14 protein-coding genes are annotated in these 17,237 nt (G+C 70.6%); 10 read left to right on the top strand and 4 right to left on the bottom strand.

Annotation, left to right across the window (positions count from 1 at the left end):
* Positions 1-159 precede the first annotated feature (159 nt).
* Positions 160-852 (bottom strand): DUF1707 SHOCT-like domain-containing protein, encoded by a 693-nt coding sequence (locus FHS39_RS02720; protein WP_425507733.1) that lies wholly within the window; start codon positions 850-852, stop codon positions 160-162.
* 183 nt (positions 853-1,035) lie between these two features.
* Between FHS39_RS02720 and FHS39_RS02725 the strand changes: the two genes are divergently transcribed.
* Complete coding sequence (locus FHS39_RS02725; RefSeq protein WP_184346103.1) at positions 1,036-2,727, top strand: fumarate hydratase; 1,692 nt, start codon at positions 1,036-1,038, stop codon at positions 2,725-2,727.
* Positions 2,728-2,808: 81 nt separating this feature from the next.
* Here FHS39_RS02725 and FHS39_RS02730 read toward each other — a convergent pair whose 3' ends face one another.
* Complete coding sequence (locus FHS39_RS02730) at positions 2,809-4,329, bottom strand: ricin-type beta-trefoil lectin domain protein (protein ID WP_184346104.1); 1,521 nt, start codon at positions 4,327-4,329, stop codon at positions 2,809-2,811.
* Positions 4,330-4,437: 108 nt separating this feature from the next.
* Here FHS39_RS02730 and FHS39_RS02735 point away from each other — a divergent pair, with 108 nt between their 5' ends.
* The 5 genes from FHS39_RS02735 (at position 4,438) to FHS39_RS02755 (ending at position 11,176) form a co-directional block, all read left to right on the top strand.
* Positions 4,438-5,832: a class II fumarate hydratase gene (locus FHS39_RS02735; protein ID WP_184346105.1), complete on the top strand. Its 1,395-nt coding sequence runs from the start codon at positions 4,438-4,440 to the stop codon at positions 5,830-5,832.
* Positions 5,833-5,938: 106 nt separating this feature from the next.
* A complete protein-coding gene (gene fomD / locus FHS39_RS02740) occupies positions 5,939-6,625 on the top strand; it encodes a cytidylyl-2-hydroxypropylphosphonate hydrolase (RefSeq protein ID WP_184346106.1) in 687 nt (228 codons plus the stop codon).
* Between the two features lie 125 nt (positions 6,626-6,750).
* Positions 6,751-7,428 (top strand): methyltransferase domain-containing protein, encoded by a 678-nt coding sequence (locus tag FHS39_RS02745; RefSeq protein ID WP_184346107.1) that lies wholly within the window; start codon positions 6,751-6,753, stop codon positions 7,426-7,428.
* Between the two features lie 54 nt (positions 7,429-7,482).
* Positions 7,483-9,525 carry a SpoIIE family protein phosphatase gene (locus FHS39_RS02750; RefSeq protein WP_184346108.1) on the top strand — a complete coding sequence of 681 codons (2,043 nt, stop codon included), beginning with the start codon at positions 7,483-7,485 and terminating at the stop codon, positions 9,523-9,525.
* Between the two features lie 187 nt (positions 9,526-9,712).
* On the top strand, positions 9,713-11,176 hold the full coding sequence (locus tag FHS39_RS02755) for a catalase (RefSeq protein WP_184346109.1): 1,464 nt from the start codon (positions 9,713-9,715) through the stop codon (positions 11,174-11,176).
* A 72-nt stretch (positions 11,177-11,248) separates the two neighbouring features.
* Here the strand turns inward: FHS39_RS02755 and FHS39_RS02760 are convergent, their stop codons facing one another.
* Positions 11,249-13,513 carry a transglycosylase domain-containing protein gene (locus FHS39_RS02760; RefSeq protein ID WP_184346110.1) on the bottom strand — a complete coding sequence of 755 codons (2,265 nt, stop codon included), beginning with the start codon at positions 13,511-13,513 and terminating at the stop codon, positions 11,249-11,251.
* A 239-nt stretch (positions 13,514-13,752) separates the two neighbouring features.
* On the opposite strand from FHS39_RS02760, the gene FHS39_RS02765 reads away from it, so the two are divergent.
* Both FHS39_RS02765 and FHS39_RS02770 read left to right on the top strand, forming a co-directional pair.
* Positions 13,753-14,679, top strand: coding sequence for an SPFH domain-containing protein (locus FHS39_RS02765; RefSeq protein WP_184346111.1), 927 nt, complete (start codon positions 13,753-13,755; stop codon positions 14,677-14,679).
* A complete protein-coding gene (locus tag FHS39_RS02770; protein ID WP_184346112.1) occupies positions 14,676-14,924 on the top strand; it encodes a hypothetical protein in 249 nt (82 codons plus the stop codon). The genes FHS39_RS02765 and FHS39_RS02770 overlap by 4 nt, the downstream gene beginning before the upstream one ends.
* 54 nt (positions 14,925-14,978) lie before the next feature.
* On the opposite strand, the gene FHS39_RS02775 is transcribed toward FHS39_RS02770, so the two are convergent.
* Positions 14,979-15,992 carry a LysR substrate-binding domain-containing protein gene (locus FHS39_RS02775; protein ID WP_184346113.1) on the bottom strand — a complete coding sequence of 338 codons (1,014 nt, stop codon included), beginning with the start codon at positions 15,990-15,992 and terminating at the stop codon, positions 14,979-14,981.
* Between the two features lie 132 nt (positions 15,993-16,124).
* On the opposite strand from FHS39_RS02775, the gene FHS39_RS02780 reads away from it, so the two are divergent.
* Positions 16,125-16,676, top strand: coding sequence for a redoxin domain-containing protein (locus FHS39_RS02780; protein WP_184346114.1), 552 nt, complete (start codon positions 16,125-16,127; stop codon positions 16,674-16,676).
* A 6-nt stretch (positions 16,677-16,682) separates the two neighbouring features.
* On the top strand, positions 16,683-17,216 hold the full coding sequence (locus tag FHS39_RS02785; RefSeq protein ID WP_184346115.1) for an alkyl hydroperoxide reductase: 534 nt from the start codon (positions 16,683-16,685) through the stop codon (positions 17,214-17,216).
* The last annotated feature ends 21 nt before the right edge of the window (positions 17,217-17,237 follow it).

Below are 17,237 nucleotides of genomic sequence, written 5' to 3' on the forward strand. Positions count from 1 at the left end.
TGACGACGGCTTTGCTGGGCCGATTGAGTCACCTTTGCCCGCCTCGACGCGCACGGCCATTCGCACCCGCAGCCGTACGAGAGACGATGCACCAAGCTTTACCCGCTGTGCGCGAGCTTATTCACACCGTTGCCATGACCGGAATGCCGTGCGCTGCCGTCAGGAGCCCGCCCGGAGGTTCTTCAGCCGCTTGCCCCGCTTCGCCTTCGCCTCCACTCCGCCGAACACCGCGAAGCCCGTGACCACGACGACCGGAGCATCCGGGTCCGTCGCCTCGCGCGTCGTGACGTCGAATCCGCCGAAGATGCCCGTGCCCGTCGAACGCACGGAGACATTTTCCGGAACCTTGATGTCGATCCCGCCGAACACCGCGGCGGCATTGATGACGATCTCCCGCTGCTCGAAGACCGCCTCGGTCAGATCGATCTCCACACCGCCGAAGAGCGCGAACGCGTTCGTCCGCGACCGCACCCGCCAGCGGCCCTTGCGCGTCGAGCCGCCGAAGACGGCGACCAGATTCTCGGCCTCCGCCACCCCGGGGCGCACGGAAGCGTCGTACGGGCGCGCGGGGGCGGTCGCGTCCGCTGCTCGCCGGTCCACCGGGAGATCGCTGATCAGCGGCTCCAGCTCGCCGACCGTCTTCGCCGTGTACACCCCGCCCACCCGCTCGGCGTGCTCCTCCGCGGTGAGCCGGCCCTCGGCCAGCGCCTCGCGCAGGATGTCCGCGATCCGGTCGCGGTCGGCGTCGGAGGCGCGCAGCTCCGTCGCGGGCGGCGCGGGGCGCTTTACGAGGTCGGCCCGCTGTCCGGGCTCCGGCTGCTTTTCCAGAGATGGCTCGTCCACGCCAACCAGAGTAGCCAAACGCGATAGATCGCGATAGTGCCGCGACGGGGCGGAGTTCTGCCCCCGGTTTTGTCCCTGGTAGTGACGGAGTGAGCCTTACCTCACAAACCCACCACCCGCCGCGCCCCCTAACCTGGAAGGCGCTGTCGAGGAAGCCAGCACCATCATCCGCAGAGTGAGGGAATCGCCGCGATGTCTCGGCCCGAGTTTGCCTATACCGACCTCCTGCCCCTGGGCGAGGACAACACGCCGTACCGGCTGGTCACCGCCGAGGGCGTGGCCACCTTCGAGGCCGACGGCCGCACCTTCCTCAAGGTCGAGCCCGAGGCGCTGCGCAAGCTGGCCGCCGAGGCCATGCACGACATCTCGCACTACCTGCGCCCGGCCCACCTCGCCCAGCTGCGCCGCATCCTCGACGACCCCGAGGCCTCGGCCAACGACCGCTTCGTCGCCCTCGACCTGCTGAAGAACGCCAACATCGCCGCCGCGGGCGTGCTGCCGATGTGCCAGGACACCGGCACCGCGATCGTCATGGGCAAGCGCGGCCAGAACGTGCTCACCGAGGGCGGCGACGAGGAGGCCCTCTCCCGCGGCATCTTCGACGCGTACACCCAGCTCAACCTGCGCTACTCGCAGATGGCCCCGCTGACCATGTGGGACGAGAAGAACACCGGCTCGAACCTGCCCGCGCAGATCGAGCTGTACGCGACCGACGGCGGCGCGTACAAGTTCCTCTTCATGGCCAAGGGCGGCGGCTCGGCCAACAAGTCCTTCCTCTACCAGGAGACGAAGGCGGTCCTCAACGAGGCCTCCATGATGAAGTTCCTGGAGGAGAAGATCCGCTCGCTGGGCACAGCCGCCTGCCCGCCGTACCACCTGGCGATCGTCGTCGGCGGCACCTCCGCCGAGTACGCGCTGAAGACGGCCAAGTACGCCTCCGCGCACTACCTCGACGAGCTGCCCGAGGAGGGCTCCGCGCTGGGCCACGGCTTCCGCGACAAGGAGCTGGAGGAGAAGGTCTTCGAGCTGACGCAGAAGATCGGCATCGGCGCGCAGTTCGGCGGCAAGTACTTCTGCCACGACGTGCGCGTGGTGCGCCTGCCGCGCCACGGCGCGTCCTGCCCGGTGGCCATCGCCGTCTCCTGCTCCGCCGACCGCCAGGCGCTGGCGAAGATCACGCCGGAGGGCGTCTTCCTGGAGCAGCTGGAGACCGACCCGGCGCGCTTCCTGCCCGACACGACGGACGCCGAACTCAACAGCGGCTCCGCCGCGGGCCTCGAGGCGGACGGCGACGTGGTGCGCATCGACCTCAACCGCCCCATGGACGAGATCCTCGCCGAGCTGACCAAGTTCCCGGTCAAGACGCGGCTCTCGCTGACCGGCCCGCTGGTCGTCGCCCGTGACATCGCACACGCGAAGATCAAGGAGCGGCTGGACGCGGGCGAGGAGATGCCGCAGTACCTCAAGGACCACCCGGTCTACTACGCGGGCCCGGCCAAGACGCCCGAGGGCTTCGCCTCCGGCTCCTTCGGCCCCACCACGGCCGGCCGGATGGACTCCTATGTCGAGCAGTTCCAGGCCGCGGGCGGCTCCAAGGTGATGCTCGCCAAGGGCAACCGCAGCAAGCAGGTCACGGACGCGTGCAGCACGCACGGCGGCTTCTACCTCGGCTCGATCGGCGGCCCGGCGGCGCGCCTGGCGCAGGACTGCATCAAGAAGGTCGAGGTCCTCGAGTACGAGGAGCTGGGCATGGAGGCGGTCTGGAAGATCGAGGTCGAGGACTTCCCGGCGTTCATCGTCGTGGACGACAAGGGCAACGACTTCTTCGTCGACCCGGCGCCGGCGCCGACCTTCACCTCGATCCCGGTGCGCGGCGGCAACTGACGCGAGCCGTTCGCCGGACGGGCTGAAATCAGCCCGTCCGGCGTTTGAGGACCGGGGTCCGGGGCGGAGCCCCGGGGAACGTCACGCGAAGCGCTGCGACGCCGACCCGTCACACTTCGCAAGCCGCACCGCGTCCTTTGCCCCGGCCAGGGCCAGGCACAGATCCTGCGCCGCCGCGGGCCGGTACGTGCCGCCGTTGCGCTCGAACCGCTGGTTCGTCCCGCCGTGACAGTCCCACAGCACCACGGCCGCCCCGGCCGCGTACTTGCCCTCCGGCACGTCCACGCACCGGTCGTGCGTCAGCGCCGTGTGCAGGGACTTCTGCCCCGCGTCGTACCACCACTGCTGGTTGCGCGAGCCCGAGCAGTCCCAGCCGCCGACCTCCGTGCCGTTGGCGGAGGCCGCTCCGTAGGCGTCCACGCACGTCCCCGACGCCTCGCTCTTCAGCGGGCGGAAGGCGTCGTCCCACGCTCCCTTGGTGAGCACCGGGGTCCCCGTGCTCGCCGGGTCCGCGCAGCCCGCTTCCTGATAGTTCGACGCATACAGCTGCGTCAGGCAGGACGCGAACGCCCCGTGCCCGCGGAAGTTGGGGTGGAAGGACTGCCGGACGGAGTTGGAGTCGGGCGGGAAGGGGTTGGTCAGGTCGATGTAGAGCCCGCGCGCCCACGTGTTGTCCATGCACACCTCGTGCCCGTGGAAGAGACGGGAGTTGTCGAGGTAGACCGCGCCCGTGTCCCGGGCGATCCGGTGCATGCCGCGCTCGAACGCGGGCACTGCGTAGTTGCGGCCCCACGCCGCGTCCGAGGTGTAGCCGAGGCAGCCGCCGGGGATCTTGCCGGGGTAGTCGGGGTTGTCCTCGATGTCGGGGCCGATGGGGCTCGGGTAGCCCATCACGACGAGCTTGTAGTCGCCGCTCGCGTAGCCCGCGTCCGTCATGACCTTCCGCAGGTCGCGTACGGTCTGCTCGACCTTGGGCACCAGGGAGTCGATGCGCCCCTGCCAGCCGGGCGCGTACTTCTGCTCGCAGGGGCCCTGCAGCAGCACGTAGCGGGTGACGCAGTCGGTCATCACCGGGCCGAACTGCAGGTCGTCGTTGGCTCCCGCGACGAGCAGCACCATCTTGACGCGGGTGTTGCGGGCCTTGACGGCGAGGTTGTCGCTCTGGACGAGCTCGTCGGCGTACTGCTTGCTGCCGCCGATGCGGATGTTGACCGTCGAGGCGCCGGAGCAGGCCAGGTTGTAGGTGGCGTCGGCGGGTATCCCCGTGCGGTGGATGGCGGCGTCGGGCGAGCGGTGGCACCAGTTGGACGGGCCGGCGGTGCCCGGCTCGTAGGTGCCGACGCCCTCGCCGGAGATCTCGCTGTCGCCCAGTGAGACCAGTGAGGTCTTGCGCGCTTCGAGCGGGCGCTCGGCGGCGTCGCCGTAGAGCTTGAGGGACTCCGCGGCCCGGACCTTCTCCAGCTCGGGCGCAAGGGGGGTCGAGGCGGTGGCGGCGCGGGACTGCGCCTGGGCCGCCGGTCCGGTGACGGCCATCCCGCCGAGCGCGGCGGCGAAGGCTGCGAAGCCGGCGAACGTACATCGCAGGGTGGGTCTGCGTGTCATGAAGCCTCCCCGATTTCAGTTGTTACCCGCGGTATTTACTAGTCGGTAGTGCCGTTTGGGAACACGGTGAACAAGACAAACGCTTTGTTTGTCAGGAGGTAGAGAGCGATGACCGAGAACGGGCAGTACCGGATCGAGCACGACTCCATGGGTGAGGTGCGCGTCCCCGCGCACGCCAAGTGGCGGGCCCAGACCCAGCGGGCCGTGGAGAACTTCCCCGTCAGCGGCCAGCGTCTGGAGCGCGCGCACATCGAGGCGCTGGCCCGGATCAAGGGCGCCGCGGCGAAGGCCAACGCCGAGCTGGGCGTGCTCGACCGCGATGTTGCCGAGGCGATCGCGGCGGCCGCGGCCGAGGTCGTCGAGGGGCGGTGGGACGAGCACTTCCCCATCGACGTCTTCCAGACCGGCTCCGGCACCTCGTCCAACATGAACGCCAACGAGGTCATCGCCACCCTGGCGAGCGAGCGCCTGGGCCGCGCCGTGCACCCCAACGACGACGTCAACGCAAGCCAGTCCTCCAACGACGTCTTCCCCTCCTCCATCCACATCGCGGCCACCGCCGCGGTCACCCGCGATCTGATGCCGGCCCTGGAGCACCTCGCCGAGGCGCTGGAGCGCAAGGCCGAGGAGTTCGCCGACGTCGTCAAGTCGGGCCGCACCCACCTGATGGACGCCACGCCCGTCACCCTCGGCCAGGAGTTCGGCGGCTACGCCGCCCAGGTCCGTTACGGCGTGGAACGGCTGCGCGCCGCGCTGCCCCGCCTCGCCGAACTCCCGCTGGGCGGCACGGCCGTGGGCACCGGCATCAACACCCCGCCCGGCTTCGCCGGCGCCGTGATCGCCGAGATCGCCCGCACCACCGGACTGCCGCTGACCGAGGCCCGCAACCACTTCGAGGCCCAGGGCGCCCGCGACGGGCTGGTGGAGACCAGCGGCCAGCTGCGCACCGTCGCGGTCGGCCTCACCAAGATCGCCAACGATCTGCGCTGGATGGGCTCCGGCCCCCGCACCGGCCTCGCCGAGATCGTCCTGCCCGACCTCCAGCCGGGCTCCTCGATCATGCCGGGCAAGGTCAACCCCGTCGTCCCCGAGGCCCTCCTGATGGTCGCCGCCCAGGTCACCGGCAACGACCTCACCGTCGCCACGGCCGGTGCCGCCGGGAACTTCGAGCTCAACGTGATGCTCCCGGTGATGGCGAAGAACCTCCTGGAGTCCGTGCGCCTGCTCGCCAACGCCTCACGGCTGCTCGCCGACCGCACCATCGACGGGATCACCGCCAACGTCGAGCGCGCCCGCCGGTACGCGGAGTCCTCCCCGTCCGTGGTCACGCCCCTCAACCGCTACCTCGGCTACGAGGAGGCGGCGAAGGTGGCCAAGAAGTCCCTTGCCGAACAGAAGACGATCCGCGAGGTGGTCCTGGAATCGGGCTACGTCGAGAGCGGACTGCTCACCCGCGAGCAGCTCGACGAGGCGCTCGACGTGCTGCGCATGACCCGCCCTTAAGCAGGCTGCGCGGCCCCCTCCGCCCGCGCCTTGGACCGTACCTTGGCCCGTACCTTTGCGGCGCACGTCACGGCGCATCCTTGGCACGGGCACCTAAGATCTGCGCATGGCAGCGGAGACAGCGGAGACGACGGGTACGGCAGAGCACGCATCCTGGGCGCCGGGGGAGCACATCCTCTGGCGCTACCGGGGCAACGCCAGCGACTCCATCCACATCTGTCGCCCCGTCACCGTCGTCCAGGACACCCCGGACCTGCTCGCGGTCTGGATGGCGCCCGGCACCGACTGCGTCAAGCCGCTGCTCGCCGACGGCACCCCCGTCCACCGCGAGCCGCTGGCCACCCGCTACACCAAGCCCCGCACCACCGCCGTCACCCGCTGGCACGGCTCCGGGGTGCTCAAGCTGGCCCGGCCCCGCGAGCCCTGGTCGGTCTGGCTCTTCTGGGACCTCGACTGGCGCTTCAAGAACTGGTACGTGAATCTCGAGGAACCGCTCGCGCGCTGGGCCGGCGGCGTCGACTCCGAGGACCACTTCCTGGACATCGCCGTCTATCCCGACCGCAGTTGGGAGTGGAAGGACGAGGACGAATTCGCCGAGGCCCAGCAGGCAGGGCTGATGACGCCCGGTCAGGCCGCCCGGGTGCGCGCCGCGGGGCGCGAGGCCATCGCCCGGATCGAGTCCTGGGACGCACCGTTCGCCGCGGGCTGGGAGGACTGGCGGCCCGATCCCGCCTGGTCCGTACCGCCGTTGCCCGACGACTGGGACCGCACCCCGGCACGCCTCGGGGCGTGAGAAGGGGCGCGAATCAAGGCGGGAATCGCTTGCCGACTCCCCGCACGACAACCGTAGGATCGGCCTCCGCGATACTGCACAGCACGGCACGATGAGACCGAGTCAGTCACAGGAAGGGCGGAGCCGTGAGCGGTGACGACCGGCGGGAGTACGACGGCTACGCCCGGTTAGGGCTGGACCGCAGCGGACAGGCCGAGGCGTTCGACGCCATCGGCGACCGCTACGACGAGGCGTTCCCGCACAAAGAGGGCCAGCTCGCCGCGGGCGAGTGGCTGGCCTCCTCCCTGCCGCCCGGCTCCCGCATCCTCGACGTCGGCTGCGGCACCGGACTGCCGACCGCCCGTCAGCTGGCGGAGGCGGGCCACAAGGTCGTCGGCAGCGACCTCTCCCCCGGCATGCTCGCCCTCGCCCGGACCAACGTCCCCGACGCGGAATTCCACCTGGGCGACCTGGCCGACCTGCGCGACGGGCGGCTGGGCCGCGAATTCGACGGCATCGCCGCCTTCTTCACCCTGCTGATGCTGCCCCGCCCCGAGATCCCGCACGCGCTGCACATGCTGCACGCCCTGCTGAGACCCGGCGGACTGCTCGCCCTGTCGATGGTCGAGGCCGACGTGGACGACTTCTCGATCCCGTTCCTCGGCAACACGATCCGGGTATCCGGTTACCTGCGGGACGACTTGCGCGACGTCGTCACCCAAGCGGGCTTCGAGATCGCCGGGGAGAACTCGCTGGCGTACGCCCCGGCGAGCACGGACGTACCACCCGAGATCCAGATCTTCCTCAATCTGCGCCGCGCCTGACCCACGTGCGCCCGGGCGACCGGGCGCACGGCCCCGACGGATGGAACCCCACGCGTGACGGAGCACCCCAACTCCCACGGAAGACAGCGGACCGCCCCGGTCCGCCGGTCCGCCGCGCCGGACGGCGAAGCCGTCGCAGCAACCGGGCACAGCGAGCCACCGGCCCGCGCCACGGCGCGCGGCGAAGCCCACCCGGACCCGACCCCGGTCGGCCCCGGCCCGCAGCAGCTGCCCGCCCCGCGCGGCGGCGAGGCCCACGCGGCCGCCGAGGACGACGCCGGGCAGGAGGCCGCCCGGCGGCCGGGCGCCGCCGCCGGTGTCCCCGGACCGCCCGACGGCGAGGGCGGCGGGTCCGGCGGCGGGCTGCCCCGGACCCCCGCCGGTACGTCCGGCGGCGAGCGGCTGCGCTTCGTCGGCGCCGCGACCCGGCGGATCGCGCGCGGCATAGACCTCGACGAGATCGTGCTGGGCCTGTGCCGGGCGACCGTGCCGACCTTCGCCGACGCCATCCTCGTCTACCTGCGCGACCCGCTGCCGGTCGGCGACGAACGGCCCGTCGGCCCCGTCGTGCTGCGCCTGCGCCGCACCGACCGGCTGCCCGAGTACGTGCGCGGCGACGGCGACCCCGAGGCCGACCGGGATCTGTCCGCGCTCGGCCCGGAGCTGGCGGAGGCCGCGTCCGAGCGCTGCGAGGTGCGCATAGGCGGGCCGCTCGCGGAGGTGCTGCGGGGGGTCAGACCGGTCTTCGGGGACTCCTCGGCCGCCCGGGCAGCCCTCCCCGAGCTGCTGGGCGAAGGCAGGCACGTACCGCAGCGGCACCGCACCATCCTGGCGCCGCTGCGCGGCCGGCGGCGGGTGATCGGCGCGGCGGTCTTCATCCGGCGCGGGGACCGGGCCGCCTTCGAGGGCGACGACCTGCTGGTGGCGGCGCAGCTGGCGACCCACACCGCGCTGGGCGTGGACAAGGCGGTGCTCTACGGCCGCGAGGTCTACATCGCCGACGAGCTCCAGCGCACGATGCTGCCCGACTCCCTGCCCCAGCCCACCGGCGTCCGGCTGGCCAGCCGCTATCTGCCGGCCGCGGAGACCGCCCGGGTCGGCGGCGACTGGTACGACGCGATCCCGCTGCCGGGCAACCGGGTGGCGCTGGTCGTCGGCGACGTGATGGGCCACTCCATGACCTCGGCCGCGATCATGGGCCAGCTGCGCACCACGGCGCAGACGCTGGCGGGCCTGGACCTGCCGCCGCAGGAGGTGCTGCACCACCTCGACGAGCAGGCGCAGCGCCTGGGCAGCGACCGGATGGCCACCTGCCTGTACGCGGTGTACGACCCGGTCGCGCACCGCATCGTGATCGCGAACGCCGGGCATCCGCCGCCGGTGCTGCTGCACCGCGGCGGGCGGGCCGAGGTGCTGCGGGTGCCGCCGGGCGCGCCGATCGGCGTGGGCGGGGTGGACTTCGAGGCGGTGGAGCTGGACGCCCCGGCCGGGGCGACGCTGCTGCTGTACACGGACGGCCTGGTGGAATCCCGGATACGGGACGTATGGACCGGCATAGAGCAGTTGCGCGAGCGACTGACCGACACGGCCCGGCTGACGGGTCCCAATCCACCGCCGCTGGAGCCGCTGTGCGACGAGGTGCTGGGGATGCTGGGCCCGGGCGACCGGGACGACGACATCGCCCTGCTCGCGGCGCGCTTCGAGGGCATCGCGCCGAGCGACGTGGCGTACTGGTTCCTGGACCCGCGCCCGCAGACGGCCGGGCAGGCGCGCAGGCTGGCGCGCCGGGCGCTGGTGCGCTGGGGCCTGGAGGAGCTGACCGACGCGGTGGAGCTGCTGGTCAGCGAGGTGATCACCAATGCGGTGCGGTATGCGGAGCGGCCGATCACGCTGCGGCTGCTGCGGACGGACGTGCTGCGCTGCGAGGTGGGCGACGACGTGCCGCAGCTGCCCCGGCTGCGGCAGGCGCGGCCGTCGGACGAGGGCGGCCGGGGTCTGTACCTGGTGAACAAGCTGGCCCGGCGGTGGGGGGCGACGCGGCTCAGCACGGGGAAGGTGGTGTGGTTCGAGCTGGCGCTGCAGGCGCACGCGCGCTGATCATCCGGCTGCTCCGGATGGGCGGGATTTGCGGTCGCGGGTTTGCATGAGCCGGTTCGCCCGTACGAGGTGAAATTCTGGACAGTGTCCAGACTCCTGTTGCCGACAGGTCGTCGGCGGGAGTTCACTGGCCGGTGTGGAGGGTCGCACCGGCGCGCCCTCACCGTTCCCGTCCGGGAGGCGTCCCATGAGCGACTCGGCGCACAGCACCTCGTACACCACCGCCAACTCCGGAATCCCGGTGGAGAGCGACGAGCATTCCCTCACCGTCGGCCATACCGGCCCCATCCTGCTGCAGGACCACTACCTGATCGAGAAGATGGCCCAGTTCAACCGGGAACGGGTCCCCGAGCGGGTGGTCCACGCCAAGGGCGGTGGCGCGTACGGCACCTTCACGGTGACCAATGACGTCAGCCAGTACACCAAGGCCGACGTCTTCCAGCCGGGCCGGCGCACGGAGATGCTGGCCCGCTTCTCGACCGTGGCCGGAGAGCAGGGGTCGCCCGACACCTGGCGCGATCCGCGCGGCTTCGCCCTGAAGTTCTACACGGCGCACGGCAATTACGACCTGGTGGGCAACAACACGCCCATTTTCTTCGTTCGCGACCCGATCAAATTCCAGGACTTCATCCGCTCGCAGAAGCGCCGCCCGGACAACGGGCTGCGCGACAACGACATGCAGTGGGACTTCTGGACGCTGTCGCCCGAGTCGGCGCACATGGTGACCTGGCTGATGGGCGACCGCGGCATCCCCAAGACGTGGCGCCATATGAACGGCTACGGCTCGCACACCTACATGTGGGTCAACGGGGGCGGCCAGAAGTTCTGGATCAAGTACCACTTCAAGACCGACCAGGGCATCGACTACCTCACCCAGGCCGATGCCGACCGCCTCGCGGGCGAGGACCCCGACCTGCATCGCCGCGATCTGTACGACGCGATCGCAAACGGTGATGCGCCGTCGTGGACGCTGTACGTCCAGGTGATGCCCTTCGAGGACGCGGCGGGCTACCGCTTCAATCCGTTCGACCTCACCAAGGTGTGGCCGCACGGCGACTATCCGCTGATCGAGGTCGGGCGGATGACGCTCGACAGGAACCCGGACGACTTCTTCGTCCACATCGAGCAGGCGGCCTTCGAGCCGTCCAACCTGGTGCCGGGCGTCGGCCCGTCGCCGGACAAGATGCTGCTGGGCCGGCTCTTCTCGTACCCGGACACGCACCGCTACCGGATCGGCCCGAACTACACCCAGCTGCCGCCCAACCGGCCGCACTCGCCCGTCAACTCGTATGCCAAGGACGGCCCGATGCGCTACGAGCCGGCGAACACCGCGCGCCCCTACGCGCCCAACTCCTACGGCGGCCCGGCGGCCGCCACCGGCCGCTTCGGCGAGATCGCGGGCTGGGAGGCGTCGGGCGAGATGGTGCGCGAGGCGTACAAGCTGCACCGCGAGGACGACGACTGGGGCCAGCCGGGCACGATGGTGCGCCACGTCCTGGACGACGAGGCCCGCGAGCGGCTGGTCGGCAACGTCTCCGGCCATCTGCGCAACGGCGTGAGCCGGCCGGTGCTGGACCGGGCGCTGCAGTACTGGCGCAACATCGACAAGGAAATCGGCGACCGGATCTCCCGCCGGGTCAACGGCGGCTGAGGTCTTTCGGGAAACGACGGACGGCCGCGTCCTCCCCCGGCGGGGAGGGCGCGGCCGTCCGTCGTTCGGTCGTCAGCCGGTGGTGGCGGTGGCCCGGCCTCCGTTGGGCCTCGGGTCCGTCCCGTCGGTCGGCCCCGGCGGGGTCACGGGCGGGGTGACGGGGGGCGTCACCGGCGGCGTGTGCCGCGTCGGGCCCGCCGTGGGCTCGTGGGACGGCGGCGTGTGCGAGGCGCTGCCCGACGGCGTCGACTGCGGGGAGCGCGACGGCGACGGCGAGTGCGAGGCGGACGCGGACGGGGTGGCCGCGGCGGACGGCTTGCTCGGCAGCACCGGCGCGGCGGGCTCGCTGGTCTCCAGGTCGAACTTGGCGGTGGCGTCGTCGTCGAGGGCGTTCGAGGTGTACGCGGCCCAGATCTTCGCCGGGTACGTACCACCGTTGACACGGCCGTTGCCGCCGGTGTCCATCAGCGTGACCTGCTTGCCGCCGGGGGCCTCACCGAAGAGGCCGACGGAGGTGATGAGGTCCGGGGTGTAGCCGGTGAACCAGGCCGACTTGTCGTCGTCGGAGGTACCGGTCTTGCCCGCCACCTGGTACTGCGCGTTCTGCACGACGTTGGCCGTGCCGTCGTCGACCACGCCCTGGAGGACGGAGGTCACGCCGTCGGCGGTGTCGCGGGAGACGATGCGGTCCTTGCTGACCGCGTCGGGCAGCTGGTAGTCCTTGCCGCCCCGGGAAGCGGACTTCACGATGCTCGGCGTGGTCTTCTGCCCGTGGTTGTCGAGGGTGGCGTAGACACCGGACATGTCCAGGGGGCTCGCGCCCATGGAGCCCAGCGCCATCGACGGGTTCGCGTCGAACCCGGTGCCGTCGCCCCGCATGCCCAGGTCCACGGCGGTCTTCTTGACCTTGTCCAGGCCGACGTCGACGGCCATCTGCGCGAAGACGGTGTTGACCGAGCGGTTCATCGCCTCCTGGACGGTGACCGCGGCATTGGAGTACTGGTCCTCGTTCTCCGGGGCGTAGCCGTCGCCGCCGGGGCCCACGACCGGGCGCTTGTTGGTGCCGTCGTAGATCGTGGCCGGGCTGATCGACTTGCCGTCCTGGGTCTGGGACTTGTGGTCCAGGGCGGAGACCAGGATCAGCGGCTTGAACGTGGAGGCCGGCTGGTAGTCACGGCGCGTGGCGTTGTTGGTGTAGTGCTTGAGGTAGTCCTGGCCGCCGTACAGCGCCACGATCTTGCCGGTCTTGCGGTCCACGGACACGGCACCGGGCTGGACGTGGCCGTCGACCTCGCGGGCCTTCGGGTCCAGGTGGTCCAGCAGCTGGTTCTTGACCGCGCCCTCCAGCGCCTGCTGCCTCTTGGGGTCGATGCTGAGTGTGATCGTCCAGCCGCCCGCGGCGAAGTCCTGCTCCGCGTCCTTGGGGCTGCGGCCTTCCTTGATCAGGTCGCGGATGATCTCCTGCCTGGCCGCCTCGACGAGGTAGCCGTTCTGGCCCTTGAGACCCTCGGAGGGCTTGGGGTCACCCGGCTTCTCGAACTTCATCTGCTTGCGCTTGGCCGGGTCGAGCCACTTCTGCTCGACCATCTTGTCCAGCACGTAGTTCCAGCGGTTCATGGCGTTCTGCCGGCCCGCGTCGGTGGCCGCCGTCCAGTCGTACTGGCTCGGCGCCTGGAGCAGGGCGGCGAGGTAGGCGCCCTCCTCGACCGACAGCTTGTCGACGTCCTTGCCGTAGTACGCCCGGGAGGCGGCCTGGATGCCGTAGGCGCCGCGCCCGTAGTAGCTGGTGTTGAGGTAGCCCTCGAGGATCTTGTCCTTGCTGAACTTGTCCTGGACCTTGAGCGAGATGAAGAGCTCGTTCACCTTGCGGCTGACGGTCTGCCGCTGGTCCAGGTAGTAGTTCTTGACGTACTGCTGGGTGATCGTCGAGCCGCCCTGCTTGCCCCGCCCCATCAGCGTGTTCAGCAGACCTCGGGCGGTGCCCTTCAGGTCGACGCCGGGGTCGGTGTAGAAGGTCTTGTTCTCGGCGGCGATGACGGCGTACCGGACATCCTTGGGGATCTTCGCCAGCGGCACTTCCTCGCGGTTCACATCGCCGATCCGCGCGATCTGCTTGCCGTCGCTGGACTTGTAGATGTTGCTCTGCAGCTTGGCGGCCGGGTTTCCCTCACCGGGGACGTCCACGTAGAGGTACAGCGCCCAGAAGGCACCCACGCCGAGGGCGATCAGCCCCACGAAGTAGGCGAGCAGCATCTTCCAGGTGAAGAACCGGCGAATGCCCTTCTTCTTTGGCTTCTTGCCCTTGTTCTGCACGCGTCGCGCGTCCGCTCGGCCCATCTCTCCTGCAGCTCCAGTCCGTCCGCCCCCAACCCAGCTCATGAAGCTAACACCGCAACTGTCACCAAACGCCCATCGATCACGGCAATAACGGACGTGACATACAGCACCCGGATGGCGGGAACCCGGATACGGCGTAGTGCGGAAAACCGTACAGGGCGATAAAGTGCTATCACTTTGCTAGACGGTGCAGACGTCCGGCGACCCGCCGCGCGCTGCGAGGAATCAGGGGGACCCCCATGTCCGAGACCACACCCGGCAGCACGTCCCGGACCCCCGTCCGCGAGATCCCGGCCAATGACATCGGCGGCGGCCTCGCGCTGCTGCTCGGGCTGGTGGGCCTGCTCGCCGGCATCGGCTCCGTCGTCGCCGGGGCGGGGCTCAGGGCCGACGGCAACCACACCGCGGCCGCCACGCTGATCCCCCTCGGCATCCTGCTCGGCCTGGCCTCGCTCATAGCCATGTCCGGGCTGAACACCATCGCCCCCGGCGAGGCCCGCGTCGTCCAGCTCTTCGGCCGCTACCGGGGCACAATCCGCTCCGAGGGCCTGCGCTGGGTCAACCCCTTCACCAGCCGCGACAAGATCTCCACCCGGGTGCGCAACCACGAGACCGCCGTCATGAAGGTCAACGACGCCTACGGCAACCCCATCGAGCTGGCGGCCGTCGTCGTCTGGCGGGTGGAGGACACCGCGCAGGCCAAGTTCGAGGTGGAGGACTTCCAGGAGTTCGTGGCCACCCAGACCGAGGCGGCCGTGCGGCACATCGCCATCGAGTACCCCTATGACGCGCACGACGAGGACGCCCTGTCGCTGCGCGGCAACGCCGAGGAGATCACCGAGAAGCTCGCGATCGAACTGCACGAGCGGGTGCAGGCGGCGGGCGTGCGCATCATCGAGTCGCGCTTCACCCATCTCGCCTACGCCCCCGAGATCGCCTCCGCCATGCTCCAGCGGCAGCAGGCCGGCGCGGTGGTCGCCGCCCGCAAGCTGATCGTGGAAGGCGCGGTCGGCATGGTCGAGCAGGCCCTGGAGCGGATCATGGAGCAGGACATCGTGACCCTGGACGAAGAACGGAAGGCAGCCATGGTCAGCAATCTGATGGTGGTGCTCTGCGGCGACCGCGCCGCGCAGCCCGTCCTGAACACCGGCACGCTGTACCAGTGACGGAGGAACCCTCCGGGGCCGGGCGGCCGCGGCAGCGCAAACAGGTGCTGCTGCGGCTCGACCCGGTCGTACACGACGCACTGACCCGCTGGGCCGGGGACGAGCTGCGCAGCGCCAACGCACAGATCGAGTTCCTGCTGCGCAAGGCCCTCGCCGAGGCCGGACGGCTGCCCGGCGACGTCGGGGCGATACGGCGCCGGGGCCGGCCACCGAAGCAGCAGAACCCGGACCGGCCGGAGGGCTGACCGGCCGACAGCCGTTCACGGACTTCGCGAACGTGAACGGCTACTGTCGCGCCCTCACCCCACGATCCGCACCGGCAGCCGCCGCAACTCCCGGCGCAGCGCCGCCGCGAACTCCTCGAACTCCCCCTGGCGCGCCGCCCCCGACCGCATCGCCAGGGCGATCCGCCGCGAGGGCGCCGGATCGGCGAAGTAGCCCGTCGCCAGGCGGTCGCTGCGCCCGGTCTCCACCCGCAGCGCGGTACGCGGCAGCAGCGTCACCCCGAGGCCGCCGCCGACCAGCTGCACCAGCGTGGACAGCCCGGCCGCGCTGGTCGTCATCGGCGCGCCCTCGGTGCGCCCGGCCTCCCGGCAGATGTCGAGCGCCTGGTCGCGCAGGCAGTGCCCCTCGTCGAGCAGCAGCAGGTCCAGCTCGCGCAGTGCCGCCCGCGGGATGTCGCCGCGCCCGGCCAGCCAGTGGTCGCAAGGGGTGACGAGCACGAAGTCCTCGTCGAAGAGCGGCAGTTCGGTGACGCCGGGCGCACCGAGGGGCACGGCGAGCAGCAGCAGGTCGAGGCGGCCCTGGGTGAGCCCGTCCAGCAGGGAGGAGGTCTGCTCCTCGTGCACCTGGAGGTCGAGCTGCGGGTAGGCGTCGTGGACCAGGCGCAGGACGGCGGGCAGCAGGTAGGGCGCGACGGTCGGGATGACGCCGAGGCGCAGCACGCCGGTGAACGGCGCGCGGGCCGCGTCGGCCTCCTCCATCAGGGCGGCCACCGCGTCCAGGACCGTGCGGGCCCGGGCGGCGAGCCGCTCGCCCGCCGGTGAGAGCAGCACTTTTCTCGTCGTACGCTCAAGGAGCTGGATGCCGAGCGACTCCTCCAGCGCCGAGACGGCCCCCGAGAGGGCGGGCTGGCTCATGCCGATGGCGGCCGCGGCGTCGCGGAAGTGCAGATGCTCGGCGACGGCGGCGAAGGCGCGCAGCTGGGCGAGGCTGGGCTGGCGAGGCCTGGCCGGGGCGACCTTTCCGGTGCCGGGCCACGGGAGTGCACCTCCCGGTCCGTCCGGCTTCCCCCCGGGTATCGATGCCGTCATTGATAACCACCTCCGATCAACGCCACCCAGTCTAGCTATTTCCGCTATCAATGCCTCCTGTGGCACTGTGGGAGCCGTCCAACCCGCAGGAAATCCCGCATACCGGGATTTCCTTCGTTGCAAGGAGAGCGCGTGCTCACTGTCGGTGACAAGTTCCCCGAGTTCGACCTGACCGCCTGTGTGGACCTCGACGCGGACAAGGCTTTCGCGCAGATCGACCACAAGACCTACGAGGGCAAGTGGAAGGTCGTCTTCTTCTGGCCGAAGGACTTCACCTTCGTCTGCCCGACCGAGATCGCCGCGTTCGGCAAGCTGAACGACGAGTTCGCCGACCGTGACGCCCAGATCCTCGGTGTCTCCGGCGACTCGGAGTTCGTCCACCACGCCTGGCGCAAGGACCACGCCGACCTGCGTGACCTGCCCTTCCCGATGCTGGCCGACGCCAAGCACGAGCTGATGGCGGCCTGCGGCGTCGAGGGCGAGGACGGCTACGCCCAGCGCGCGGTCTTCATCGTCGACCCGAACAACGAGATCCAGTTCGTCATGGTGACCGCCGGCTCCGTCGGCCGTAACCCCAAGGAGGTCCTGCGGGTCCTCGACGCCCTGCAGACGGACGAGCTGTGCCCCTGCAACTGGAACAAGGGCGAGGACACCCTCGACGCCGCCGCCCTTCTCGCGGGCTGATCCTCCATGGCCCTCGATGAGCTGAAGTCCGCCGTACCGGACTACGCCAAGGACCTGAAGCTGAACCTCGGCTCGGTCATCGGCAACTCCGACCTTCCGCAGCAGCAGCTGTGGGGCACCGTCCTCGCCTGCGCGATCGCGACCCGTTCGCCGATCGTGCTGCGCGAGCTGGAGCCGGAGGCCAAGGCCAACCTCTCCCCGGAGGCCTACACGGCCGCCAAGTCCGCCGCCGCCATCATGGCGATGAACAACGTCTACTACCGCACCCGGCACCTGCTGTCGGACCCGGAGTACGGCAACCTGCGCGCGGGCCTGCGGATGAACGTCATCGGCAACCCCGGCGTGGAGAAGGTCGACTTCGAGCTGTGGTCCCTGGCGGTCTCCGCCATCAACGGCTGCGGCATGTGCCTCGACTCGCACGAGCAGGTGCTGCGCAAGGCCGGTGTGGCCCGCGAGACGATCCAGGAGGCATTCAAGATCGCCTCCGTCCTCCAGGCCGTCGGCGCCACCCTCGACGCCGAGGCCGTGCTGGCGCAGTAGCCTGCGGCCGGTCAAACGGTA

The sequence above is a fragment of the Streptomyces olivoverticillatus genome (assembly GCF_014203555.1).
Taxonomy (GTDB): Bacteria; Actinomycetota; Actinomycetes; order Streptomycetales; family Streptomycetaceae; genus Streptomyces; species Streptomyces olivoverticillatus.

Bases quoted from the DNA above. Each gene is read 5' to 3' on its own strand.
- fomD (WP_184346106.1), top strand. From the start codon at position 5,939: ATGGCAGCGGAGACAGCGGAGACGACGGGTACGGCAGAGCACGCATCC.
- FHS39_RS02785 (WP_184346115.1), top strand. From the start codon at position 16,683: ATGGCCCTCGATGAGCTGAAGTCCGCCGTACCGGACTACGCCAAGGAC.
- FHS39_RS02730 (WP_184346104.1), bottom strand. From the start codon at position 4,329: ATGACACGCAGACCCACCCTGCGATGTACGTTCGCCGGCTTCGCAGCC.
- FHS39_RS02755 (WP_184346109.1), top strand. From the start codon at position 9,713: ATGAGCGACTCGGCGCACAGCACCTCGTACACCACCGCCAACTCCGGA.
- FHS39_RS02765 (WP_184346111.1), top strand. From the start codon at position 13,753: ATGTCCGAGACCACACCCGGCAGCACGTCCCGGACCCCCGTCCGCGAG.
- FHS39_RS02775 (WP_184346113.1), bottom strand. From the start codon at position 15,992: ATGACGGCATCGATACCCGGGGGGAAGCCGGACGGACCGGGAGGTGCA.
- FHS39_RS02735 (WP_184346105.1), top strand. From the start codon at position 4,438: ATGACCGAGAACGGGCAGTACCGGATCGAGCACGACTCCATGGGTGAG.
- FHS39_RS02760 (WP_184346110.1), bottom strand. From the start codon at position 13,513: ATGGGCCGAGCGGACGCGCGACGCGTGCAGAACAAGGGCAAGAAGCCA.
- FHS39_RS02725 (WP_184346103.1), top strand. From the start codon at position 1,036: ATGTCTCGGCCCGAGTTTGCCTATACCGACCTCCTGCCCCTGGGCGAG.